Genomic DNA, 19,916 nt, shown 5'->3' with positions numbered 1-19,916 from the left:
CTTATGCGCTGGTGCGGCGAGCCGCCGCCTGAGTGATCCGGTCGAACATGACGCCGAGCAGCACGATGGCGAGCCCGGCCGCCAGGCCCTTGCCGTACAGCTGTCCCTGGGAGAAGCCGGCCACGACGTCGTAGCCGAGGGCGCCCGCGCCCACCAGGCCGCCCACCACGACCATCGACAGCACGTAGATGAGGCCCTGGTTGGTGGCGAGGGTCAGTGCGCTGCGGGCCATCGGCAGCTGGACCTTGGTGATGATCTGCCAGGTGTTGCAGCCCGCGGAGGTGGCGGCCTCCACGGTGGTGGCGGGCACGTTCCGCACCCCGTCCGCGATGATCTTCATGGCGACGGGGGCGGCGTAGACGACGGCGGCGACGATCGCGGTGAAGCGGGTCGCGCCGAACAGCGCGAGGAACGGCACGAGATAGACGAACGGCGGCATCACCTGGGCCGCGTCCAGCGTCGGCCGCAGCACCCGGTCCACCAGGGCACTGCGGCCCATCCAGACGCCGAAGACGATGCCGAGCAGCATCACGAGCACGGTGGCGACGGCGGTGGACGCCAGTGTCGTCATGCTGTCCGACCAGACGCCGGTGCCGACGAGCAGGCCCACGCACACCGCCGTGGTGACCCCGGCCCGCCAGCCGCCGAGGACGGCGCCGATCCCGACCAGGGCCGCGCCGACGAGCCACCACGGGGAGTCGGTGAGCAGCGACTGGAAGGGATTGAGTAGACCGTTGGTGATGGCATCACGGAACGCGTTGGTGAGGCCCGACAGATTGTCCTGCGCCCAGGTGGTGACGTTGTCCGCCGCGCTGCGGATGGCGGTGCCCGTGTCTCCTTCGCCCGGGAACTCCGCCGCCCACAGGTAGGTGTGCGAGAGGTAGACGAGGACGGCGGTGGCCACCGCGCCCGCGCCCAGCAGCGGGCGCCGCCAGGCCAGCAACCGGTTCTTGGAGCGCCGGGCCGCCTCCTCGCGTCCGGCCGCCGCGGTCGTCACCCGGTCGAGCACGATGGCCATGACGACGATGGCCAGACCCGCGTTGAAGGCGGTGCCGACATCGAGCGACTGAAGGGCCTGGAGCACGGTCTTGCCGAGACCCGGCGCGTCGATCAGGGCGGCGATGGTGACCATGGCGAGGGCGGCCATGATGGTCTGGTTGACGCCCATGACGACGGTCCGCTTGGACATCGGCAGCAGCACCTTGGTCAGGGACTGCCGTCGGGTCGCGCCGAGCGAGTCGGCCGCCTCGACCGTGGTGTGCGGTACGGAGCGGATGGCGTGCGCGGTGATACGGATCGAGGGCGGTGCCGCGTAGATCAGGGTGGCGATGGTGGCGGAGGCCGGGCCGATGAGGAAGAACAGGGTCAGCGGGGCGAGGTAGACGAAGGTCGGCATCGTCTGCATGAAGTCCAGGAAGGGCGTCATGATCCGGTTGAACCGGTCGGACAGCCCCGCCCAGACGCCCAGCGGGATCGCGAACAGCAGGGCCACGCCCACCGCGGAGACGGTGAGCGCGAGGGTGTCCATGCTCTCCTGCCACAGGCCCTGGAGGCCGAGGAAGGTGAAGCCGGCCACCGCGAGCAGCGCGACCCGCCAGTTGCCGACGGCCCAGGAGACGAAGCCGGCGATGCCGACCACGCCGAGCCAGCCGATCTGCGGGAGGGGCCGGTCGCCGGAGGGCTGCGAGATGAGGTCCTGCACGAAGGTCACCACGGAGTCGATGACCAGGCGGATCTCGTTGAAGAAGTACAGGAAGAGAGGGTTGGAGTTGCGGTCCGCGCCGATGGAGTCGTTGACGTCGTTGAACCAGCGGTGCAGATCGGTCAGGTCGGCCGCGGCCAGCGTGAGGGTCTGCTTGCCGCGCAGCACGAAGAAGAGCAGCAGCCAGACGACGAGGATCGCGGCGATCACCATGGACCTGCTGACGCGCCGCTCGGCCTTGACCGGCGGGGCCTTCTCGACCGTCCCGGTCTTCTCGGGCTTCTCCATGACGACGGTCATCACGCGTCGCCTTCCTGCCCGGCGACGACGGCGAGGATCTCCTCGTCGCCGACGATGCCGAGCAGTTTGCCGTTCTCGACGACCTTGACCGGCCGGTCGGCGGCGAGCACGGCCCGGGTGGCCTCCTTCACCACGACGTCCGGGCCCAGTTCGGGGCCGTCGAGCTCGTCGCCGTCCTCGGGGGCCCGCATGATCCAGCGCAGGGTGAGGACGTCGCCGCGCGGCACGTCCTTCACGAACTCCCGTACGTAGTCGTCCGCGGGGGCGCCGACGAGTTCGTCGCCGGTGCCGCACTGGACCATCTTGCCGTCGCGCATGATGAGGATGCGGTCGCCCAGCTTGAGGGCCTCGGAGAGGTCGTGGGTGATGAACACCATGGTCTTGCCGACCTCGTGGTGCAGCCGGATGACCTCGTTCTGCATGTCCCGGCGGATGAGGGGGTCGAGCGCCGAGAACGGCTCGTCGAAGAAGAGGACGTCGGGGTCGCCCGCCAACGCCCGGGCCAGGCCCACGCGTTGCTGCATACCGCCGGAGAGCTGGTCGGGGTAGGAGTTCTCGTAGCCGGCGAGGCCGACGAGTTCGACGACCTCCTGGGCCCGCTTGATCCGCTCCCCCCGGCCCATGCCGCGGATCTCCAGGCCGAACGCCACGTTGTCGACGACGCGACGGTGGGGCAGCAGACCGAAGTGCTGGAAGACCATGGAGAACTTGCGCCGGCGCAGATCGCGCAGACGTGCCGCGTCGGCCTGGCGGATGTCCTCCCCCTCGAAGACGATCTCGCCCGCGGTGGGTTCGATCAGCCGGGTCAGACAGCGCACCAGCGTGGACTTCCCGGAGCCGGACAGCCCCATGACGACGAACACCTCGCCGGGCGAGACGTCGAAGTGGACGTCGCGTACGGCGGCGGTGCATCCGGTGCGGTCCATGAGCTCGCGGCGGGACAGGCCGCACAACTCCTCGGAGTCCGGGACCTGGTCGGCCTTGGGTCCGAACACCTTCCACAGCCTGCGCACGGAGATGACCGGGGTGGAGCCCGAGTCCTGGGGCGTGCCGCGCCGCTGCGGCACCTCGGTCTGTGTGGTCACGATCGACCTCTTTTCGGCGTTCAGCCGCGGAACCAGTGCTGCGGCCGGGGTTGGATGTTCTGCCAGATGTGTTTGGGCTCTCGGTACTCGTTCAGGCCGGTCGGTCCCAGCTCCCGGCCCACGCCCGAGTGCCCGAAGCCACCCCATTCCGCCTGCGGCACATAGGGGTGGTAGTCGTTGATCCACACGGTGCCGTGGCGCAGTCGGCGGGCGACCCGCTGGGCCTTCCCGGCGTCCTGCGTCCACACGGCGCCCGCGAGTCCGTACTCGGTGTCGTTGGCGATCCGGACGGCGTCGTCCTCGTCGGTGAAGCGCTCGACGGTCAGCACCGGCCCGAAGGACTCCTCGTGCACGACCCGCATGTCCTGGGTGCACGCGTCGAGGACGGTCGGCGGGTAGTAGTGGCCGCCCGCCAGCGCCGGGTCGGTGGGGCGCTCGCCGCCACAGCGCAGGACCGCGCCCTCGGCGAGGCCCGCGGCGACGTACGCCTCGACCTTGGCCAGGTGCTGGGCGGAGATCAGCGCGCCGGTCTCGGCCTCGGGGTCGAAGGGGCCGCCGAGCCGGATCTGCCGGGCGCGCCGGACGATCTCGTCGACGAGGCGGTCGTGCAGGGAGTCCTCGACGATGAGGCGGGCGCCGGCCGAGCAGACCTGGCCCGAGTGCAGGAAGACCGCGGTGAGGGCGAAGTCGACGGCCGTCTCGAAGTCGGCGTCGGCGAAGACCACGTTGGGGTTCTTGCCGCCGAGTTCCAGCGCGACCTTCTTCACGGTCGCGGCGGCGGTGGCCATGATGCGCTTGCCGGTCTCCACACCGCCGGTGAAGGAGACCAGGTCGACCGCCGGGTCCTCGGAGAGCGGCGCGCCGACCTCGGGTCCGGTGCCCAGGACGAGGTTGGCGGCGCCGGCCGGCAGTCCGGCCTCCTCCAGCGCCCTCATCAGCAGGACGGAGGTGGAGGGGGTGAGTTCGCTGGGCTTGAGAACGATCGCGTTGCCGGCGAGCAGCGCCGGGGCGACCTTCCAACTGGCTTGCAGCAGCGGGTAGTTCCAGGGGGTGATCAGCCCGCACACCCCAACCGGCTCGTAGACGACGCGACTTACGGCGTCGTCCCGGCCGGTGTCGATGACGCGCCCGGCGTCGGTGCCCGCCAGTCCGCCGTAGTAGCGGAAGCAGGAGACGACGTCGGCGATGTCGTACTCGCTCTCCACGAGCCGCTTGCCGGTGTCCAGGGACTCGGCGCGGGCGAACTCCTTGGCGTCGCGCTCGATCAGGTCGGCGGTGCGCAGCAGCAGTGCTCCGCGCTCCGGTTCGGGGGTGCGCGGCCAGGGGCCCTCGTCGAAGGCGCGGCGGGCCGCGGCGATCGCCGCCTCCGCGTCCGGACGTGTTCCTTCCGATACGGCCGCCACCAGGGAGCCGTCGGCGGGACATCGGATGTCCCGGTGCCCACCGGACACCGGGTCCCGCCATTCACCATCCACATACAGGTCTGCCACGCGCCGAGCCTTTCAAGGGAAGTTCGTTGCGCATCGTGCACCCGATTGCTTGTGGTGGAACACCCTGGCGAATGTGCAGACATACGTCAAGGGGTTCGCCGATGACGATTCGGCACCGGGCCCAATGGGTCGCGATCTCTTGACCGAGGGCCCCTTTGACGCCAACCATGTTGCGTATCGCTCACCTTGTTGTGCAATACGCACCGTCGGAGGCTGATGTGTCCACCCCGTCCCCCAGGCCCCGGCCCGGTCGCGAGTACGTGCTCACCCTGTCCTGCCCCGACCACGCCGGTCTGGTCCACGCGGTGAGCGGCTTCCTCGTACGGAACTCGGGCAACATCCTGGAGAGCCAGCAGTTCGACGACCGGCTCCAGGGCCGTTTCTTCATGAGGGTCCACTTCGACGTTTCGGACCCGGACGCGGATCTGGAAAACCTGCGTTACCGGTTCGGCCCCGTCGCCCAGGCCCACCGCATCACCTGGAGCCTGCGGGACGCGTCGACCCCGACCCGGACGCTCATCATGGTGTCGAGGTTCGGCCACTGCCTGAACGACCTGCTCTTCCGCCGGCGCACCGGCGCGCTGAACATCGAGATCCCCGCGATCGTCTCCAACCACCGGGACTTCGAGCAGCTGGCCGACACCTACGGCATCCCCTTCCACCACGTCCCGGTCACCAGGGACACCAAGGCCGAGGCGGAGGCCCGACTGCTGGAACTGGTAACGGAGTTGAACGTCGACCTCGTCGTCCTGGCCCGCTACATGCAGATCCTCTCCGACGACCTCTGCAAGCAGCTCGAAGGCCGCGCCATCAACATCCACCACTCCTTCCTCCCCAGTTTCAAGGGGGCCAGACCCTACGAGCAGGCCTACGACCGCGGGGTGAAGCTGGTGGGCGCGACGGCGCACTATGTGACGCCGGACCTGGACGAGGGCCAGATCATCGAGCAGGACGTGGTCCGGGTGGACCACTCCCTCGACCCGGCCGAACTGGTCACGGTCGGGCGGGACGTGGAGGCGCAGGTCCTCGCGCACGCGGTGAAGTGGCACAGCGAGAGCCGCGTCATGGTGGACGGCAACCGCACGGTGGTCTTCCGCTGAGCGACGCCGGCGACGACGCCCGCAAAGGGGACGGACCGGAGATCCGGCCCGTCCCCTTTGTATACGGCTTCATGTACGGCTCCATGTACGGCTTCGCGTACGGAAACCTTTCAGCCGCCCAGCCGCTCCAGCAGCGCCCGCCGCCACGCCTCCGTCTCGGCGATCTGGTTGAAGGTGAACAGGTGCAGCCCCGCCACCCCCGCGGAGGGCCGGGTGAGCGCCTCCTCTGCGCGGGTGAGCAGCTTCTCCGGCGAGTAGCCGCCGGGCGCCGCGAAGCGCACGAACCAGGACGCGTGCTTGGTCAGGAACCGCGTCGACTCCCCCACCCCGATCTTCGCGGCCATCGCCAGCAGCTTCGCCCGCTGCACGGGACCGGCGACCCCCACGTGCACGGGCAGGGTCACGTCCCGGCCCCGTACGCGCGCGATCCACTCCCCGAGGACCCGTGGGTCGAAGCAGAGGTTGCTCACGAGGTACGTGGCGTGCTCCCGCTTGTCCCACATGGCCTGGATGGTGAGGTCGTCGTGGATGAGGGGGTGGCTCTCGGGGTAGCCGGTGATGCCGACGTGGGTGAACGGGTCGCCCAGTTCGCTGAGCTTGCGCAGCACGGGCAGCGCCCCTTCGTAGGGCCCGGCGGGCGGGTCCGCGTCGCCGGCCGGGACGAACACGTCGTCCACCGCGGCCTCCCGGAGCCGGGAGGCGACCTCCTTCAGATGCACCTCGTCCCGCAGCAGCCGCGCGGGCACGTGCGGGACGACCCGGTAACCGTGCCCGGCGAGCCGCTCGGCGAGGGCGAGCGTGGGCTCCAGGCCCTTCACCGGGGACGCCGTCACGGTGACGACGACATCGCGCGGGACATGGGCGAGGACCTTGTCCTCGGTCGCCTTCGCGGGCAGCACCTCGTAGCGGACGCTGTCCAGCAGCGCCCGGAGTCCGACGGCACCCAACGTCTACCCGGCCTGCTTCTGGGCGTCACGGTGGCGGTAGAAGGCGGCCTTGGACGGCGCGAGCGGCTCCTTGCCGAGGATCAGGTCGGCGGCCTTCTCGGCGACCATCATCACCGGGGCGTAGATGTTGCCGTTGGTGACGTACGGCATGACCGAGGCGTCGACGACGCGCAGGCCCTCCACCCCGTGCACCCGCATGCTGGTCGGGTCGACGACGGCCATGTCGTCGGTGGCGGGCCCCATCTTGCAGGTGCAGGACGGATGCAGGGCGGTCTCGCCGTCCTTGGCGACCCAGCTCAGGATCTCCTCGTCCGTCTCGACGGAGGGTCCGGGCGAGACCTCCCCGTCGTTGTAGGGGGCGAGGGCCGGCTGGTTGAGCAGCTTGCGGGCGACCCGGATCGCCTCGACCCACTCGCGCCGGTCCTGTTCCGTGGAGAGGTAGTTGAAGCGCAGTGCGGGGTGTTCGCGCGGGTCCTTGCTCTTGATCTTGACCGAGCCGATCGCGTCGGAGTACATGGGCCCGACGTGCACCTGGTAGCCATGGCCGCCGGCCGGTACGGAACCGTCGTAGCGGACCGCGATGGGCAGGAAGTGGAACATCAGGTTGGGGTAGTCCACGTCCTCGTTGCTGCGCGCGAAGCCACCCGCCTCGAAGTGGTTGGTGGCCGCCGGGCCCCTGCGGAAGAGCCACTGAAGGCCGATGAAGGGAGCGCGCCACTTCGCCAGGTACGGCTGCATGGAGACGGGCTGCTTGCAGGCGTACTGGATGTAGACCTCCAGGTGGTCCTGCATGTTCTCGCCGACGCCCGGGAGATCGTGCACGACCTCGATGCCGAGGGCGCTCAGTTCCTCCGCGTTGCCGACGCCGGAGAGCTGGAGCAGCTGCGGGGAGTTGATGGCGCCGCCGCACAGGACGACTTCCCTGGCGCGGACCTGCTGGGGGGCTCCCTTGCCGCGCTGGTACTCCACGCCGACGGCCTTCTTGCCCTCGAAGAGGACACGGGTGACCAGGGCCCGGGTCTTCACCGTGAGGTTGGGCCGCTTCCTGACGGGCTTGAGGTACGCCTTGGAGGCCGACAGCCGTCGTCCGCGGTGGACGTTGCGGTCGAACTTGGCGAAGCCCTCCTGCCGGTAGCCGTTGACGTCGTCGGTGGGGGCGTAGCCGGCTTCCTCGGTGGCCTTCTGGAAGGCGGTGAAGAGCGGGTTGGTGGCGGGGCCGCGTTCCAGGACGAGGGGGCCGTCGTGGCCGCGGAACTCGTCGTCGGGGTCGGCGGCCAGACAGTTCTCCATGCGCTTGAAGTACGGCAGACAGTGCGCGTAGTCCCAGGTCTCCATGCCGGGGTCGGCGGCCCAGCGCTCGTAGTCCATGGGGTTGCCGCGCTGGAAGATCATGCCGTTGATGCTGCTGGAGCCGCCGAGGACCTTGCCGCGGGCGTGGTAGACGCGCCGGCCGCCCATGTGGGGCTCGGGCTCGGACTCGTACTTCCAGTCGTAGAACCGGCTGCCGATCGGGTAGGTCAGCGCCGCGGGCATGTGGATGAAGACGTCCCACGGGTAGTCCGAGCGGCCGGCCTCCAGGACCAGCACCCGGTTCGCCGGGTCCGCGGAGAGCCGGTTGGCCAGCGCACTGCCGGCCGAACCGCCACCGACGATGACGAAGTCGTATTGCAGGGGAGCCATGGTGCCTCGTCTCGCTCGCGCCGTAGATACGCGAGGCATGCTAGTACCAGTATCGCTATACGCACTAGGTTGCGAACCACGCAACTTAGAGGGGTTTGGTTTCGCCGTCGTTACTTGCAGTGGTGTTGTTTACTACGCGTATAGTTTCACTGTGAGCAACTACAGCACTGACTCAGAAACGTCGAACTCACAAGCCGGCGGGGTCCAGTCCGTGGACCGCGCCATCAGCGTCATGGAGATCCTCGCCCAGCGCGGCGAGGCGGGCGTCAGTGAGGTAGCGGCCGAGATCGACGTCCACAAGTCCACCGCCTTCCGCCTGCTGGGCGCCCTGGAGGCCCGAGGTCTGGTCGAGCAGGCCGGCGAGCGCGGCAAGTACCGGCTCGGCTTCGGCATCGTCCGGCTGGCCGGCGCGGTCACCGGACGCATCGACATCACCCAGCAGGGCCGCCCGGTGTGCGAGCGCCTCGCCGAGGAGATCGGCGAGACGGTGAACATCGCCGTCATGCAGGAGCACTACGCGATCAACCTGTACCAGGTGCGCGGTCCGGGAGCCATCACCGCGCACAACTGGGTCGGCCAGCTGACCCCGCTGCACGCCACGTCCAGCGGGAAGATCCTGCTGGCGCATCTGCCCACCCAGGACCGTGCCGACCTGCTCGCCGAGGCCGGCCTGAAGAAGGTCACCCCGCGCACCATCACCGCGAAGACGAAGCTGGAGAAGAACCTCGCCGAGGCCCGCGAGCGCGGTTACGCCTGGACGCTTGAGGAGCTGGAGATCGGCCTGCACGCCATGGCCGCCCCGATCCGCAACCGGGACGGCGACGTGATCGCCGCGCTCAGCGCCTCCGGCCCGTCGTACCGCTTCACCGAGGAGCGGCTGCACGAGCTCTCCCCGGTGCTGCTGAAGGGCGCGGAGGAGATCAGCCACCGCATGGGCTACCTGGGCTGAACCGGCCCGCGGTCACCCCTGGGGGTTGCCCAGGCGCTCGTTGACCCAGTCGTGGAAGGCCCCGATGTGGTGCTCGCTGGGCACCAGGACACCGCCCTTGGCGTACATGCGGGAGCTCATCCCGGGCTGGGTGCGCTCGCACGCCTCGAAGTCCTGCCGGTTGACCCGGTCGAAGAGCTCGACGGACCGGCTGACGTCCTTGCCGCTCTCCACCACGTGCGGCAGATAGAGCCAGTCGCACTCGACGATCGTGCGGTCGACGGCCACCGGGTACATGCGATGGAAGATCACATGGTCGGGGACGAGGTTGATGAACACCTGCGGCCTGACCGTGATCGCGTAGTAGCGGCGGTCCTGGTCGTCGGCGACGCCCGGAATCCGGTCCAGGCCCTCCGAGCCGTCGACGGTGAACCCCTGCACCTCCTCGCCGAACTCGGCGCCGTGCCCCACGTAGTACTGGGCCGCGTAACCGTCCGCGAACTCCGGGAGCACCTCGGTGAGTTCGGGGTGGATGGTGGCGCAGTGGTAGCACTCCATGAAGTTCTCGATGATGAGCTTCCAGTTCGCCTTGACGTCGTAGACGATCCGCTTGCCCACGGAGAGATGGTCGATGTCGTAGTGCTCGATCGACTCCACGTCACCGAGCCGGCCGACGATCTCGCCGATGACGTCGTCCTCGAAGGAGGGCGGGTTCTCCGCGAGGCACACCCACACATAGCCGAGCCATTCCCGGACGGCCACGCTCACCAGGCCGTACTCGGTGCGGCCGACGTCGGGCATCTTGGTCAGGTTGGGCGCGGCGACGAGCTTGCCGTTCAGGTCGTAGGTCCAGGCGTGGTACGGGCATTGGAAGGCCCGTTTGACCTCGCCGGTCTCCTCCGTGCAGAGCTTGGCCCCGCGGTGCCGGCACACGTTGAAGTACGCGCGGATCGACTGGTCGCGCGAGCGCGTGACGAGAATGCTCTCGCGGCCCACGTCGACCGTGCGGAACGCGCCGGGTCTGGCCAGCTCCGAGGAGCGGGCGACGCAGAACCACATGGTCTCGAATATGCGCTCCTGTTCCTGGGCGAAGATCCCGGGATCGGTGTAGGAGGAGCCGGGGAGGGTGGCGATCAGGCTGTCCGGCAGGCTGGTCGAGGTCACGGTGCACTCCTCGGAGAACGTCGTGGATCGGTCATTCACGCGCCGGCTACAGCGACTCCGGACGGCGTAGGTATGGGGGTGAGAAGAGGCGTCAAGCCGTCGCGAGCTGCTTGCGCCAGCGGGTGAACAGCCGCGGCTGGTTCAGCCCGAGGACGGCGACCGGCTGCCCGGCCCGCCGGTAGACGGCCAGGACGTCGCGGTCGTCCGCGGTGCCCTGTTCGACCGTCACGCTGTCGGCGCCGGCCGCGTGACCGGCGAACTGGATCCGCACGCCGTACTGGTCCGACCAGAAGTACGGCGGCCTGGGCGTGCCCGGCTCGACCGCGCCGCCCGCGAGCAGGGTGGCCACGGCCGCGGCCGGGCGTTCCAGCGCGCCGGTCCAGTGCTCGACGCGGCGGTGGGCGCCCGCGCGGGGGTCGTACCAGTTGGCGCAGTCGCCGACCGCGACCACGCCGGCCAGGCTGGTGCGGCCGTCGGCCCCGCACTTGACGCCGTTGTCGAGCGCCACGCCGGATCCCTCCAGCCACTCGACGCAGGGCCGGGCGCCCACCCCGACGACGACGATGTCCGCGGGGAGACTGCGACCGTCCTCCAGCAGGACGGCGTCGACCCGGCGCTCCCCGCCGAGCCCCTTGACCCCGACCCCGCACAACAGCCGTACACCGTGGTCGGTGTGGAGGCCGGAGACGACGGCGCCCATGGTCTCGCCGAGCGGTCCGGCGAGCGGTGTCGGGGCCGCCTCGACCACCGTCACGTCGAGCCCGAGGGCGTACGCGGTGGAGGCGACCTCGGCGCCGATGAAGCCGCCGCCGATCACCACCAGCCGTCCGCCGGCCGCCAGTTCGTCGCGCAGGGCGCGGGCGTCGTCCAGGGTGCGCAGGGTGTGCACCCCGGCCAGGCCTTCGCTGCCGGGCAGGCCGCGCGCGGCGGCCCCGGTCGCGATGACGATGCCGTCGGCGCGCAGGGCGCGGCCGTCGGCGAGCCGGACCGCCCGCTCGGTGCGGTCGAGCCCGGTGGCGCGGGCGCCGAGCAGCCACTCGACGTCCAGTTGCTCGTCGTCCGTCTCCAGGGCCAGGTCCGCCTCGCCGAGGGTGCCGGCCAGGAACTCCTTGGACAACGGGGGCCGGTCGTACGGGCGGTGGAGCTCGTCGCCGACGACGACCAGCCGGCCGTCGTAGCCCTGCTTGCGCAGCGAGCGTGCCGCCGACAGTCCGGCCAGCGAGGCGCCGACCACGGCCACCGTCCTCACGCGGGACCCCCGGCGAGCCGGGCGGCCACGCAGGGCGGCAGGTTGGGGGCGTCGGCGGAGAGCCGTACGTAGATCATGCCGTCCTCGACGGCGACCTCGTGGGTCCGCACCGGGAGCTTGGCCGGCGGGGCGTCGACCGCGCCGGTGCGCAGGTCGAACTTGGAGGCGTGCAGCGGGCATTCCACCTCACAGCCCTCCAGCCAGCCGTCGGCGAGCGAGGCGTCCTGGTGGGTGCAGGTGTCGTCGATGGCGAAGATCTCGCCGTCGTCGGTGTGGAAGACCGAGACCGGCGGATCGATGTCGAGCCTCATGGCCTCGCCTCGCGGCAGATCCGCGAGACGGCACGCGGGAATCATCATGACACCTCGGTGCGTATAGCGAAACGGATTGCGGTAAGCGCAACGCCAGTCTGCGGGCCGCTCTGAACCGTTGTCAAGGCGTCCCAAGGCCTGGTTCCAACGGTTCTCACGGCTTGTCTCCAGGCAGCTCGAAGCGCCCGAACCACCTGCGGAAACAGGCGGAACGGGCGCTGTACGACAGCGTGCGGACGGGGGTTCAGAAGCCGCGGTCGATCCACTCCTGGAGGTGCGGAGCCTCGGCACCGACGGTGGTGGTGTCGCCATGTCCGGTGTGCACGACCGTGTCGCCCGGCAGCACGAGCAGCCGGTCCCGGATCGACTCGACGATGGTCGGAAAGTGGCTGTACGACCGCCCGGTGGCCCCCGGCCCGCCGGCGAACAGCGTGTCGCCGCTGAAGAGGGCCCGCAGAGCGGGGGCATGGAGGCAGACCGCCCCGGGAGCGTGTCCTGGTGTGTGCAGCACGGTCAGCTCGACGCCGGCCACCGCGAGCCCCTGGCCGTCGGCCAGTTCGGCGTCCGGTGCCCGGTCGGGATGGGTCTGTTTCCACAGCGGCAGGTCGTCCGGATGCAGGAGGACCGGTGCTCCGGTGCGCTCGGCGAGTTCGGGCGCGGCGTCGATGTGGTCGTTGTGGGCGTGGGTGCACACGATCGCCGTGAGCCGGCGTCCGGCGAGGGCCTCGACGATCGCGTCGGCGTCATGGGCGGCGTCGATGACGATCGCCTCGGTGTCGTCGCCGACGATCCACACGTTGTTGTCGACGTCCCAGGTGCCGCCGTCCAGCGAGAACGTCCCCGAGGTGATGAGGCGTTCGATGCGGGCGGCCATCAGAGCACCACCACCGAGCGCAGGACGTCGCCGTCGTGCATCCGCTCGAACGCCTTCTCCACCTCGTCCAGCGCGATGGTCTCCGTGACGAAGGCGTCCAGGTCGAGCCGGCCCTGGAGATAGAGGTCGACGAGCATGGGGAAGTCGCGGCTGGGCAGGCAGTCGCCGTACCAGGAGGACTTCAGGGCGCCGCCCCGGCCGAAGACGTCCAGCAGCGGCAGTTCCAGCTTCATGTCCGGGGTGGGTACGCCGACGAGGACGACGGTGCCGGCGAGGTCACGGGCATAGAAGGCCTGCTTGTAGGTCTCCGGGCGGCCCACCGCCTCGATGACGACGTCGGCGCCGAAGCCGCCGGTCAGCTCGCGGATCGCCTCGACCGCGTCGGTGTCGCGCGAGTTCACCGTGTGGGTCGCGCCCAGCTTCCTCGCCGTCGCCAGCTTGCGGTCGTCGATGTCCACCGCGATGATCCGCGCCGCGCCCGCGAGGTTCGCCCCGGTGACGGCCGCGTCGCCGACGCCGCCGCAGCCGATGACGGCGACCGTGTCACCGCGGCCGACGTTGCCGGTGTTGATCGCGGCACCGATCCCGGCCATCACCCCGCACCCGAGCAGGCCGACCGCGGCGGCGGACGCGGCCGGGTCGACCTTGGTGCACTGGCCGGCCGCGACCAGCGTCTTCTCGGCGAACGCCCCGATACCGAGGGCGGGCGACAGCTCGGTGCCGTCCGTCAACGTCATCCTCTGCTGGGCGTTGTGCGTGTTGAAGCAGTACTGCGGCCGACCGCGCAGACACGCCCGACACTGCCCGCACACCGCACGCCAGTTGAGGATCACGAAGTCACCGGGCGCGACATCGGTGACGCCCTCCCCCACCGACTCGACGACACCCGCCGCCTCGTGCCCCAGCAGGAAGGGGAAGTCGTCGCTGATGCCGCCCTCGCGGTAGTGCAGGTCGGTGTGGCACACCCCGCAGGCCTCGACCTTCACCAGCGCCTCACCGGGCCCCGGGTCGGGCACGATGATCGTTTCCAGGCTGACGGGGGCACCCTTCCCCCGCGCGACGACAGCACGGACCTGGTGCGACATGGCCACTCCTCGGCTGATACGAGACTCAAGGCAGACTGTTGCTCATTACGGCACTCATCTCATGTGCCGCAACACAGCATCGTGGAGCGCCGACCCGGGGTCAAGGACTCGGATCCGCCGAATACACCGCCGTCGCCCCCGCAGTCCTACCGGCGCCCCCCGAACTCCCAGTCGTGGATCTCGACGCTCTCGTACAGCCCCGCCCGGGCGTACGGCTCGGCCGCCATCAGCGCCTCGGCGGCGGCCCGGTCGGCGAGCTCGACCAGCAAGGCGGTGCCCAGCCAGGTGACACCGTCCTCGTCCAGCAGCGGCCCGTAAGCGATCAGGCGGTCGCGGTAGCCGTCTTCGAGATACCGCCGCTGCGCCGCGTCCAGCAGCCCCAGATCCGCGGTCGCGTCCGCCCCGCCCTGCGCGAGGATCAGGAACCGGCCGAATCCGGCCGTCGCTCCCTTGTACTCCCACATGGTGCGGCCCAGCGTGTTCCGCCACCGACGGATCAGCACGTCCCGGTAGACGCCCGCCTTGTAGTTGGGCTCCTCGAACGCGAACGTCCGGGCGGCGGCCGCGTCGGGCAGCTCGACGATGTGCATGCTGCCGCTCACCCCGTCGCCCTCGGCCGGGAACGTGGGTCCCCGAGCGATCAGCTCCTCGGCATAGCCGTCCATGAACGTCCAGTGCGCCTCGGTCAGTTCCCTGCGCAGATCGAGGGAATCCGCCCGGTCACGGCAGTAGACGAAGTACTCCATGTCACTCCTCAACAAGGTCGTCCGTACGAGATGGCCGGTTCGGATCGCCACCCCGTATCGATCTTCTAGTGTCCGTGGCCATGACACGCCCTTCGCCCCCTTCGCCGTTGTGGCGTGACCAACGGTTCCTCCTGCTGCTCTCGGCCCGGGTCGTCTCCGTCCTCGGCAACGGCTTCGCCCGGGTGGCACTGGCCTTCGCGGTGCTCGCGCTGCCCGGGGCGAGTGCGGGACGCCTCTCGCTGGTGCTGGCCTGTCAGGCGTTGCCCCAGCTGGTGTTCGTCCTGGTGGGCGGCGTGATCGCGGACCGGATGTCACGCTCGCGGCTGATGGTCCTGGCGGACGTCCTGGGCGCCTTGGCCTACGCGGGCCTGGCCGTGATGGTGCTGAGCGGGCACGCTCCACTCGCGGGCATGTGTCTGCTGGCGGTCGCCGCCGGGACCGCCACCGCGCTGTTCGCCCCCGCGATGGACGGCCTGGTGCCGCTGCTGGTCCCGACAGCGCGCCTGCAACAGGCCAACGGTCTGCTGCGGATGGGCACCAACGCCTCCCTGCTGCTGGGGCTCGCACTGTCCGGGGTGACGGTGGCCCTCGTCGGCGCCGGATGGGCACTCGCGCTCAACGCCGCGTCCTTCGCGGTCAGCGCCGCTCTCACGGCCCGCCTCCCGGTGGCGGCCCGGCCACGCGGCAGGACCTCCGGATGGTCCGAACTACGCGAAGGATGGCGGGAGTTCGCCTCCCGACAGTGGCTGTGGGTCGTCGTCGCGCAGAGCGCGGTCGTCGTCGCCGCGCTCAACGCCGATGTCGGCGTCCTCGGGCCGCTCATGGCCGAGCGGCACCTCGGCGGGGCACGCGCGTGGTCCGTCGTGGTGGCCGCCCAGGCCGTCGGCACGATCGGCGGGGCGGGGCTGGCCGCCCGGGTGCGGGTGCGCCGCCCGCTTCTGGTGGCCGTGCTGTGCATGTTCCCGGCCGCCGTACCGATCGCGCTGCTGAGCGCGCGGGCCCCGGTGTGGACGATCGCCGCGGCCATGTTCACCGCCGGGGTCGCCAGTGACGTCTTCGGCGTGCTGTGGGCCACCACCGTGCAACGTGAGATCCCCGAGCACCTGTTGTCGCGGGTCAGTTCCTACGACTGGTTCGGCTCCCTCACGCTCGCCCCGCTCGGCCTGCTCGTCGCCGGGCCCGTCGCCGCGGCCGTGGGCATCGGCCCCGCGCTGGCCGGCTGCTCGGCCCTGGTGGTGCTGGCCACCGCGGGGGCGCTGCTCTCACCGCAGGTCCGGACCCTGCGTCACCCGGCGGGCCGGGCGACGGCGGACGCCCTGGAGGGCGCCGGTTCCTAGACTCGTGGGCCGGACACGAGGGGGGTCGTCATGGTGCCGGACGCGGAGTGCGACGTATGAGCGGTGACGGGCCCGAAGCCGTGGCGGCCCGGCTCATCGGGCGGTCCGCGGTGTCGTCGCGGCGGCTCACCGGGGCGGTCACCGAAGTCGCCCTCGCCGAGGGACCGGTGGTCGTCAAGGACGCCGGAAGCGCTGCGGCGGCACGTGCCGAGGCCGCGGGGCTGGAGTGGCTCGCCGCCGCCGACGCGATCAGCGTGCCGGCGGTGCACGGGCGGGAACGGCAGTGGCTGGTCACCGGGTGCGTCCCGCAGGGGCGGCCGGAGACCGCGGTGGCGCTGCGCTTCGGCCGTGCGCTGGCCGCGCTCCACGCGACCGGCGCCGACGCCTTCGGCGCCCCACCGCCGGGCGGGCCGACGGACGCGTACATCGGCGCCGCCCCGATGAGCAACGTGCCCGGCGACGACTGGCCCGACTGGTACGCCCGGTACCGGGTGCTCCCCTATCTGCGCCGCGCGGTCGACGACGGGACCCTGCGGGCCGCCGAGGCCGCCCCGATCGAGCGGGTCTGTGAGCGCGTCGGGCAGCTCGCCGGCCCCGCCGAGCGGCCCGCGCGGCTGCACGGGGACCTGTGGAGCGGCAATGTGCTGTGGGGCGCCGACGGACAGGTCTGGCTCATCGACCCCGCGGCACACGGCGGGCACCGCGAGACCGACCTGGCCATGCTCCAGCTCTTCGGCTGCCCCCATCTCTCCGAGGTGCTGGAGGGCTACGAGGACGCCATGCCATTGGCCGCCGGGTGGCGGGAGCGGGTGGGGCTGCACCAGCTCTTCCCACTGCTGGTGCACACCGTCCTGTTCGGCCGCTCCTACGCCGAGCAGACCCTCGCCGTGGCCCGCCGGTACGCCGTCGGCTGACCTCGCTACGGCTGCGGTTGCAGGTAGCGGGCGAGCAGGTCGTCCAGCGTCACCATCCCCGTCAGCACGCCCGCCTCGTCGCGTACCACCGCGAGGGAGGCGCGGTGGCGGCGGAGCAGTTCGATCGCGTCGGCGACCGTGGTCGCCCGGGTCAGCTCCGGTACCGGGCGGGCCAGGGTGCGGGCCGTCGTGGTGCGTGAGCGGGCGCGGGCCACGAGCGCGTCGCGGGCGTGGACCGAGCCGAGCACCTCGCCGCCCTCCTCGCGTACGAGCAGACGGGTGCGGTCGTGGTCGCCGGCGAGGCGGAGGATGTCGTCGATGCCCGCGTCCCCGGCGACGGAGGTGATCCGGGCAGCCGGGATCTGGAGCTCGACGACAGGGGTCTCCGGCTCGACGAGCGAGCGGGTGAGCAGCTCCGAGTCGGTCTCGCTGATCAGGCCGAGGCGTTCGGACTCCTCGACGAGATGGGTGAGTTGCTCGCGGTTGTGGACCGAGGCGAGCTCGTCGCGCGGGGTGACCCGGCACAGCCGTACGAGCGCGTTGCTGATCCGGTTGAGGACGCCGATCAGCGGCCGTACGACCTTGACCACGGCCCGGAAGGGCGGCGAGAGCAGCATCGCGGAGCGCTCGGGGTGGGCGATGGCCCAGGACTTGGGGGCCATCTCGCCGACCACCATGTGCAGGAACACCACCACGATCATGGCCACGGCGAAGGCGATGCCGTAGCTGACGGCGCTGGGCAGACCCAACTTGTGCAGCAGCGGGTCGAGTTCATGGGAGATCGCGGGCTTGGACACCGAGCCGAGGCCCAGCGTGCAGACAGTGATGCCGAGTTGGGCGCCGGCCAGCATCAGCGACAGCTCCCGCATTCCGGCGAGTGCCGCCTTGGCGCCGCGCCGGCCCTGGGCCACCGCCTTCTCCATGCGGTGCCGTTTGGCGGCGACCAGCGCGAACTCGGCGGCGACGAAGAACCCGCTGCCGATCAGCAGCAGGACGGTGACGAAGACCGCCATCGGGAAGCTCATGCCGATTCCTCAGCCGTCTGCTGGATGCGGACCCGCTCCGGTACATGCCGGTCCAGGGTGCGTACGTCGATCAGGGCCCGTCCCCCGCCGGCGAGGTCGACGGTGAGCCGGTCGCCGATGGCCGGGAAGCGGCCGAGCCGGTCCACGATCAGGCCGGCCACGGTGTCGTAGTCCTCTTCCTCGGGCAGCTCGATGCCGGTGACGTCGGCGATCTCGTCGAGCCGCCGCCCGGCGTCCACCAGCCAGCCGTCCCCGTCGGGGACGGCGACCTCGATGACCGTGTCGGTCTCGTCGGCGATGTCACCGACGAGTTCCTCGGCGATGTCCTCGTAGGTGACGATGCCGGCGACACCGCCGTGTTCGTCGAGGACGACCGCGAACTCCTCGTCCCGCTGGCGCAGTTGCTCGACCGCGTCCGGCAGCGGCAGGGTGTCGGGGAGCAGCAGTGGGCGGCGGGCCAGCGCACCCGCGGTGGTGGCGGCCAGGGCGGCGGCGGGCAGGCGCATCAGCTCGCGCACGCCGATGACGCCCGGGACGTCGTCCGGGTGGTCGCCGAGCACCGGGTAGGTGGAGTGGCCGTGCTTGGCGATCAGGTCGACGGCCTCGGCGGCGGTGGCGTCCTTGCGGACGAAGACGGCGTCGACGCGCGGGACCATGACCTCGTCGAGGGTGCGCTCGGAGAACTCCAGGGCGTGGTCGATGAGGGCGGCGGTCTCCCTGGGCAGCTCGCCCTGTTCGTGGGACTCGCCGATGAGATGGCCGAGTTCCTCCAGGGTGGCCCCGTGGTGCAGTTCCTCGACGGGCTCGATGCCGACCTTGCGCAGCAGCCGGTTGGCGGCACCGTCGAAGATGTGCACGAGCGGCCCGACGACCTTGAGATAGGCGAGAGTAGAGCCCGCGAGCGACTTCGCCAGGCGTTCCGGTACGGCGATGGCGAGGTTCTTCGGGGCCAGTTCGCCGAGGACCATCTGGACGACGGTGGCGAGGACGAAGGCGAGCACCACGGAGATGCCGCCGACCGCTCCCTCGGGCACCCCGGCGCCGGTCAGGGCGGGTTCCAGCAGCGCGGAGACGGAGGGTTCGGCGATGAAGCCGACGACGAGGCCGGTGACGGTGATGCCGAGTTGGGCGCCGGACAGCATGAACGACAGCCGCTCAAGGACCGTCAGCGCACGAGCGGCCCTGCGGTCGCCCGTCTCGGCCTCGCGGGCGAGGGCGAGCCGGTCCGCGGAGACGTACGCGAACTCCTGGGCGACGAAGTAGCCGGTGCCGGCGGTGAGGACGAAGACGGCCAGCAGGCCGAGCAGGGCGCTGGTGGTACTCATGCGGGTCCCGGGGAGTCCGTGGGTCGGGCGGACAAAGCGTGCTCCTTCAATGGTCGTTTCCAGGATCGCCGGAACTTATCGGCCCAGCCGCTAGTTTCTACGTTGCTGTAGATATTAGGGGGTGCCGGTCCGTCAGCGGGACGGGCCGGGCCCCGACACACCTTTGGGAGTTGCGATGGCCCTGTGGGACCGCATCAAGGAGTCCGCGTCGACGATGCAGACCCAGCTCGTGGCGAAGAAGAACGACCTCAAGAGCGGTGCGTTCCGCGATGCCAGCATGGCCATGTGCGCACTGGTCGCGGCGGCCGACGGCACGGTGGATCCGTCCGAGCGGCAGCGCGTCGCCCAGTTGATCGCCGGCAACGAGGTGCTCCAGAACTTCGACGCCATGGACCTTCAGCGGCGCTTCGACGAGAACCTGAACAAGCTCACCGCCGACTTCGCGTTCGGCAAGGTGAGCGTGCTCCAGGAGATCGGCAAGGCGAAGAAGAAGCCCGCCGAGGCGCGTGCCGTCATCCAGATCGGCATCGTCATCGGCGGCGCCGACGGCGACTTCGACAAGACCGAGCAGGCCGTCGTCCGGGAGGCGTGCTTCGCCCTTGACCTGCCGCCACACGAGTTCGACCTCTGAGTCCGGTGCCCGGCGACGCCTCG

18 protein-coding genes are annotated in these 19,916 nt (G+C 70.6%); 5 read left to right on the top strand and 13 right to left on the bottom strand.

Going from position 1 to position 19,916, the window contains the following annotated elements; all coding sequences use genetic code 11:
- Window position 1: 1 nt before the first annotated feature.
- Genes ACIHIX_RS16000 through ACIHIX_RS15990 form a run of 3 tightly spaced genes read right to left on the bottom strand, consistent with a single transcriptional unit; the run spans window position 2 to window position 4,577 of the window.
- Complete coding sequence (locus tag ACIHIX_RS16000) at window positions 2–2,002, bottom strand: ABC transporter permease (RefSeq protein ID WP_399955535.1); 2,001 nt, start codon at window positions 2,000–2,002, stop codon at window positions 2–4.
- Entirely contained in the window at window positions 2,002–3,087 is a 1,086-nt protein-coding gene (locus ACIHIX_RS15995; RefSeq protein WP_399955532.1) for a glycine betaine/L-proline ABC transporter ATP-binding protein, read from the bottom strand. Before ACIHIX_RS15995 ends, ACIHIX_RS16000 begins: the two co-directional genes overlap by 1 nt.
- Before the next feature lie 20 nt (window positions 3,088–3,107).
- A complete protein-coding gene (locus ACIHIX_RS15990; protein WP_399955529.1) occupies window positions 3,108–4,577 on the bottom strand; it encodes an aldehyde dehydrogenase family protein in 1,470 nt (489 codons plus the stop codon).
- Between the two features lie 218 nt (window positions 4,578–4,795).
- Here ACIHIX_RS15990 and purU point away from each other — a divergent pair, with 218 nt between their 5' ends.
- Window positions 4,796–5,677, top strand: a complete 882-nt coding sequence (gene purU, locus ACIHIX_RS15985) for a formyltetrahydrofolate deformylase (RefSeq protein WP_399955527.1) — start codon at window positions 4,796–4,798, stop codon at window positions 5,675–5,677.
- 110 nt (window positions 5,678–5,787) lie between these two features.
- Here purU and ACIHIX_RS15980 read toward each other — a convergent pair whose 3' ends face one another.
- Window positions 5,788–6,624 carry a 5,10-methylenetetrahydrofolate reductase gene (locus tag ACIHIX_RS15980; RefSeq protein WP_399955524.1) on the bottom strand — a complete coding sequence of 279 codons (837 nt, stop codon included), beginning with the start codon at window positions 6,622–6,624 and terminating at the stop codon, window positions 5,788–5,790.
- A 3-nt stretch (window positions 6,625–6,627) separates the two neighbouring features.
- Window positions 6,628–8,304: a choline dehydrogenase gene (betA, locus tag ACIHIX_RS15975; RefSeq protein ID WP_399955521.1), complete on the bottom strand. Its 1,677-nt coding sequence runs from the start codon at window positions 8,302–8,304 to the stop codon at window positions 6,628–6,630.
- Between the two features lie 151 nt (window positions 8,305–8,455).
- Between betA and ACIHIX_RS15970 the strand changes: the two genes are divergently transcribed.
- Window positions 8,456–9,253, top strand: a complete 798-nt coding sequence (locus tag ACIHIX_RS15970; protein WP_399955518.1) for an IclR family transcriptional regulator — start codon at window positions 8,456–8,458, stop codon at window positions 9,251–9,253.
- Between the two features lie 12 nt (window positions 9,254–9,265).
- Here ACIHIX_RS15970 and ACIHIX_RS15965 read toward each other — a convergent pair whose 3' ends face one another.
- The 6 genes from ACIHIX_RS15965 to ACIHIX_RS15940 all read right to left on the bottom strand — a co-directional run bounded on the left by ACIHIX_RS15965 (window position 9,266) and on the right by ACIHIX_RS15940 (window position 14,661).
- Window positions 9,266–10,396: an aromatic ring-hydroxylating dioxygenase subunit alpha gene (locus tag ACIHIX_RS15965; protein ID WP_399955516.1), complete on the bottom strand. Its 1,131-nt coding sequence runs from the start codon at window positions 10,394–10,396 to the stop codon at window positions 9,266–9,268.
- A 91-nt stretch (window positions 10,397–10,487) separates the two neighbouring features.
- Complete coding sequence (locus tag ACIHIX_RS15960; protein ID WP_399955513.1) at window positions 10,488–11,645, bottom strand: NAD(P)/FAD-dependent oxidoreductase; 1,158 nt, start codon at window positions 11,643–11,645, stop codon at window positions 10,488–10,490.
- Window positions 11,642–12,004 carry a bifunctional 3-phenylpropionate/cinnamic acid dioxygenase ferredoxin subunit gene (locus ACIHIX_RS15955; protein ID WP_399955510.1) on the bottom strand — a complete coding sequence of 121 codons (363 nt, stop codon included), beginning with the start codon at window positions 12,002–12,004 and terminating at the stop codon, window positions 11,642–11,644. Before ACIHIX_RS15955 ends, ACIHIX_RS15960 begins: the two co-directional genes overlap by 4 nt.
- Before the next feature lie 196 nt (window positions 12,005–12,200).
- A complete protein-coding gene (locus tag ACIHIX_RS15950; RefSeq protein WP_399955506.1) occupies window positions 12,201–12,830 on the bottom strand; it encodes an MBL fold metallo-hydrolase in 630 nt (209 codons plus the stop codon).
- The gene (locus tag ACIHIX_RS15945) at window positions 12,830–13,915 is read right to left on the bottom strand and encodes an S-(hydroxymethyl)mycothiol dehydrogenase (protein WP_399955503.1); all 1,086 of its coding nucleotides are present in this window, start codon (window positions 13,913–13,915) and stop codon (window positions 12,830–12,832) included. The genes ACIHIX_RS15950 and ACIHIX_RS15945 overlap by 1 nt, the downstream gene beginning before the upstream one ends.
- Window positions 13,916–14,061: 146 nt before the next feature.
- The gene (locus ACIHIX_RS15940) at window positions 14,062–14,661 is read right to left on the bottom strand and encodes a YciI family protein (protein WP_399955500.1); all 600 of its coding nucleotides are present in this window, start codon (window positions 14,659–14,661) and stop codon (window positions 14,062–14,064) included.
- Window positions 14,662–14,741: 80 nt separating this feature from the next.
- Between ACIHIX_RS15940 and ACIHIX_RS15935 the strand changes: the two genes are divergently transcribed.
- Both ACIHIX_RS15935 and ACIHIX_RS15930 read left to right on the top strand, forming a co-directional pair.
- Complete coding sequence (locus tag ACIHIX_RS15935; protein WP_399955497.1) at window positions 14,742–15,998, top strand: MFS transporter; 1,257 nt, start codon at window positions 14,742–14,744, stop codon at window positions 15,996–15,998.
- Between the two features lie 56 nt (window positions 15,999–16,054).
- Window positions 16,055–16,912, top strand: coding sequence for a fructosamine kinase family protein (locus tag ACIHIX_RS15930; protein ID WP_399955494.1), 858 nt, complete (start codon window positions 16,055–16,057; stop codon window positions 16,910–16,912).
- A gap of 5 nt (window positions 16,913–16,917) precedes the next feature.
- Here the strand turns inward: ACIHIX_RS15930 and ACIHIX_RS15925 are convergent, their stop codons facing one another.
- Both ACIHIX_RS15925 and ACIHIX_RS15920 read right to left on the bottom strand, forming a co-directional pair.
- Window positions 16,918–17,937 (bottom strand): hemolysin family protein, encoded by a 1,020-nt coding sequence (locus tag ACIHIX_RS15925; RefSeq protein ID WP_399955491.1) that lies wholly within the window; start codon window positions 17,935–17,937, stop codon window positions 16,918–16,920.
- Window positions 17,934–19,262 (bottom strand): hemolysin family protein, encoded by a 1,329-nt coding sequence (locus ACIHIX_RS15920; RefSeq protein ID WP_399955488.1) that lies wholly within the window; start codon window positions 19,260–19,262, stop codon window positions 17,934–17,936. Before ACIHIX_RS15920 ends, ACIHIX_RS15925 begins: the two co-directional genes overlap by 4 nt.
- Window positions 19,263–19,437: 175 nt before the next feature.
- Between ACIHIX_RS15920 and ACIHIX_RS15915 the strand changes: the two genes are divergently transcribed.
- Window positions 19,438–19,893, top strand: a complete 456-nt coding sequence (locus ACIHIX_RS15915) for a tellurite resistance TerB family protein (protein WP_399955485.1) — start codon at window positions 19,438–19,440, stop codon at window positions 19,891–19,893.
- The last annotated feature ends 23 nt before the right edge of the window (window positions 19,894–19,916 follow it).

This window comes from Streptomyces sp. NPDC051913 (assembly GCF_044593635.1).
In the GTDB taxonomy this organism is placed as follows: Bacteria; Actinomycetota; Actinomycetes; order Streptomycetales; family Streptomycetaceae; genus Streptomyces.
This window is presented reverse-complemented; position numbering and strand designations above follow the sequence as displayed.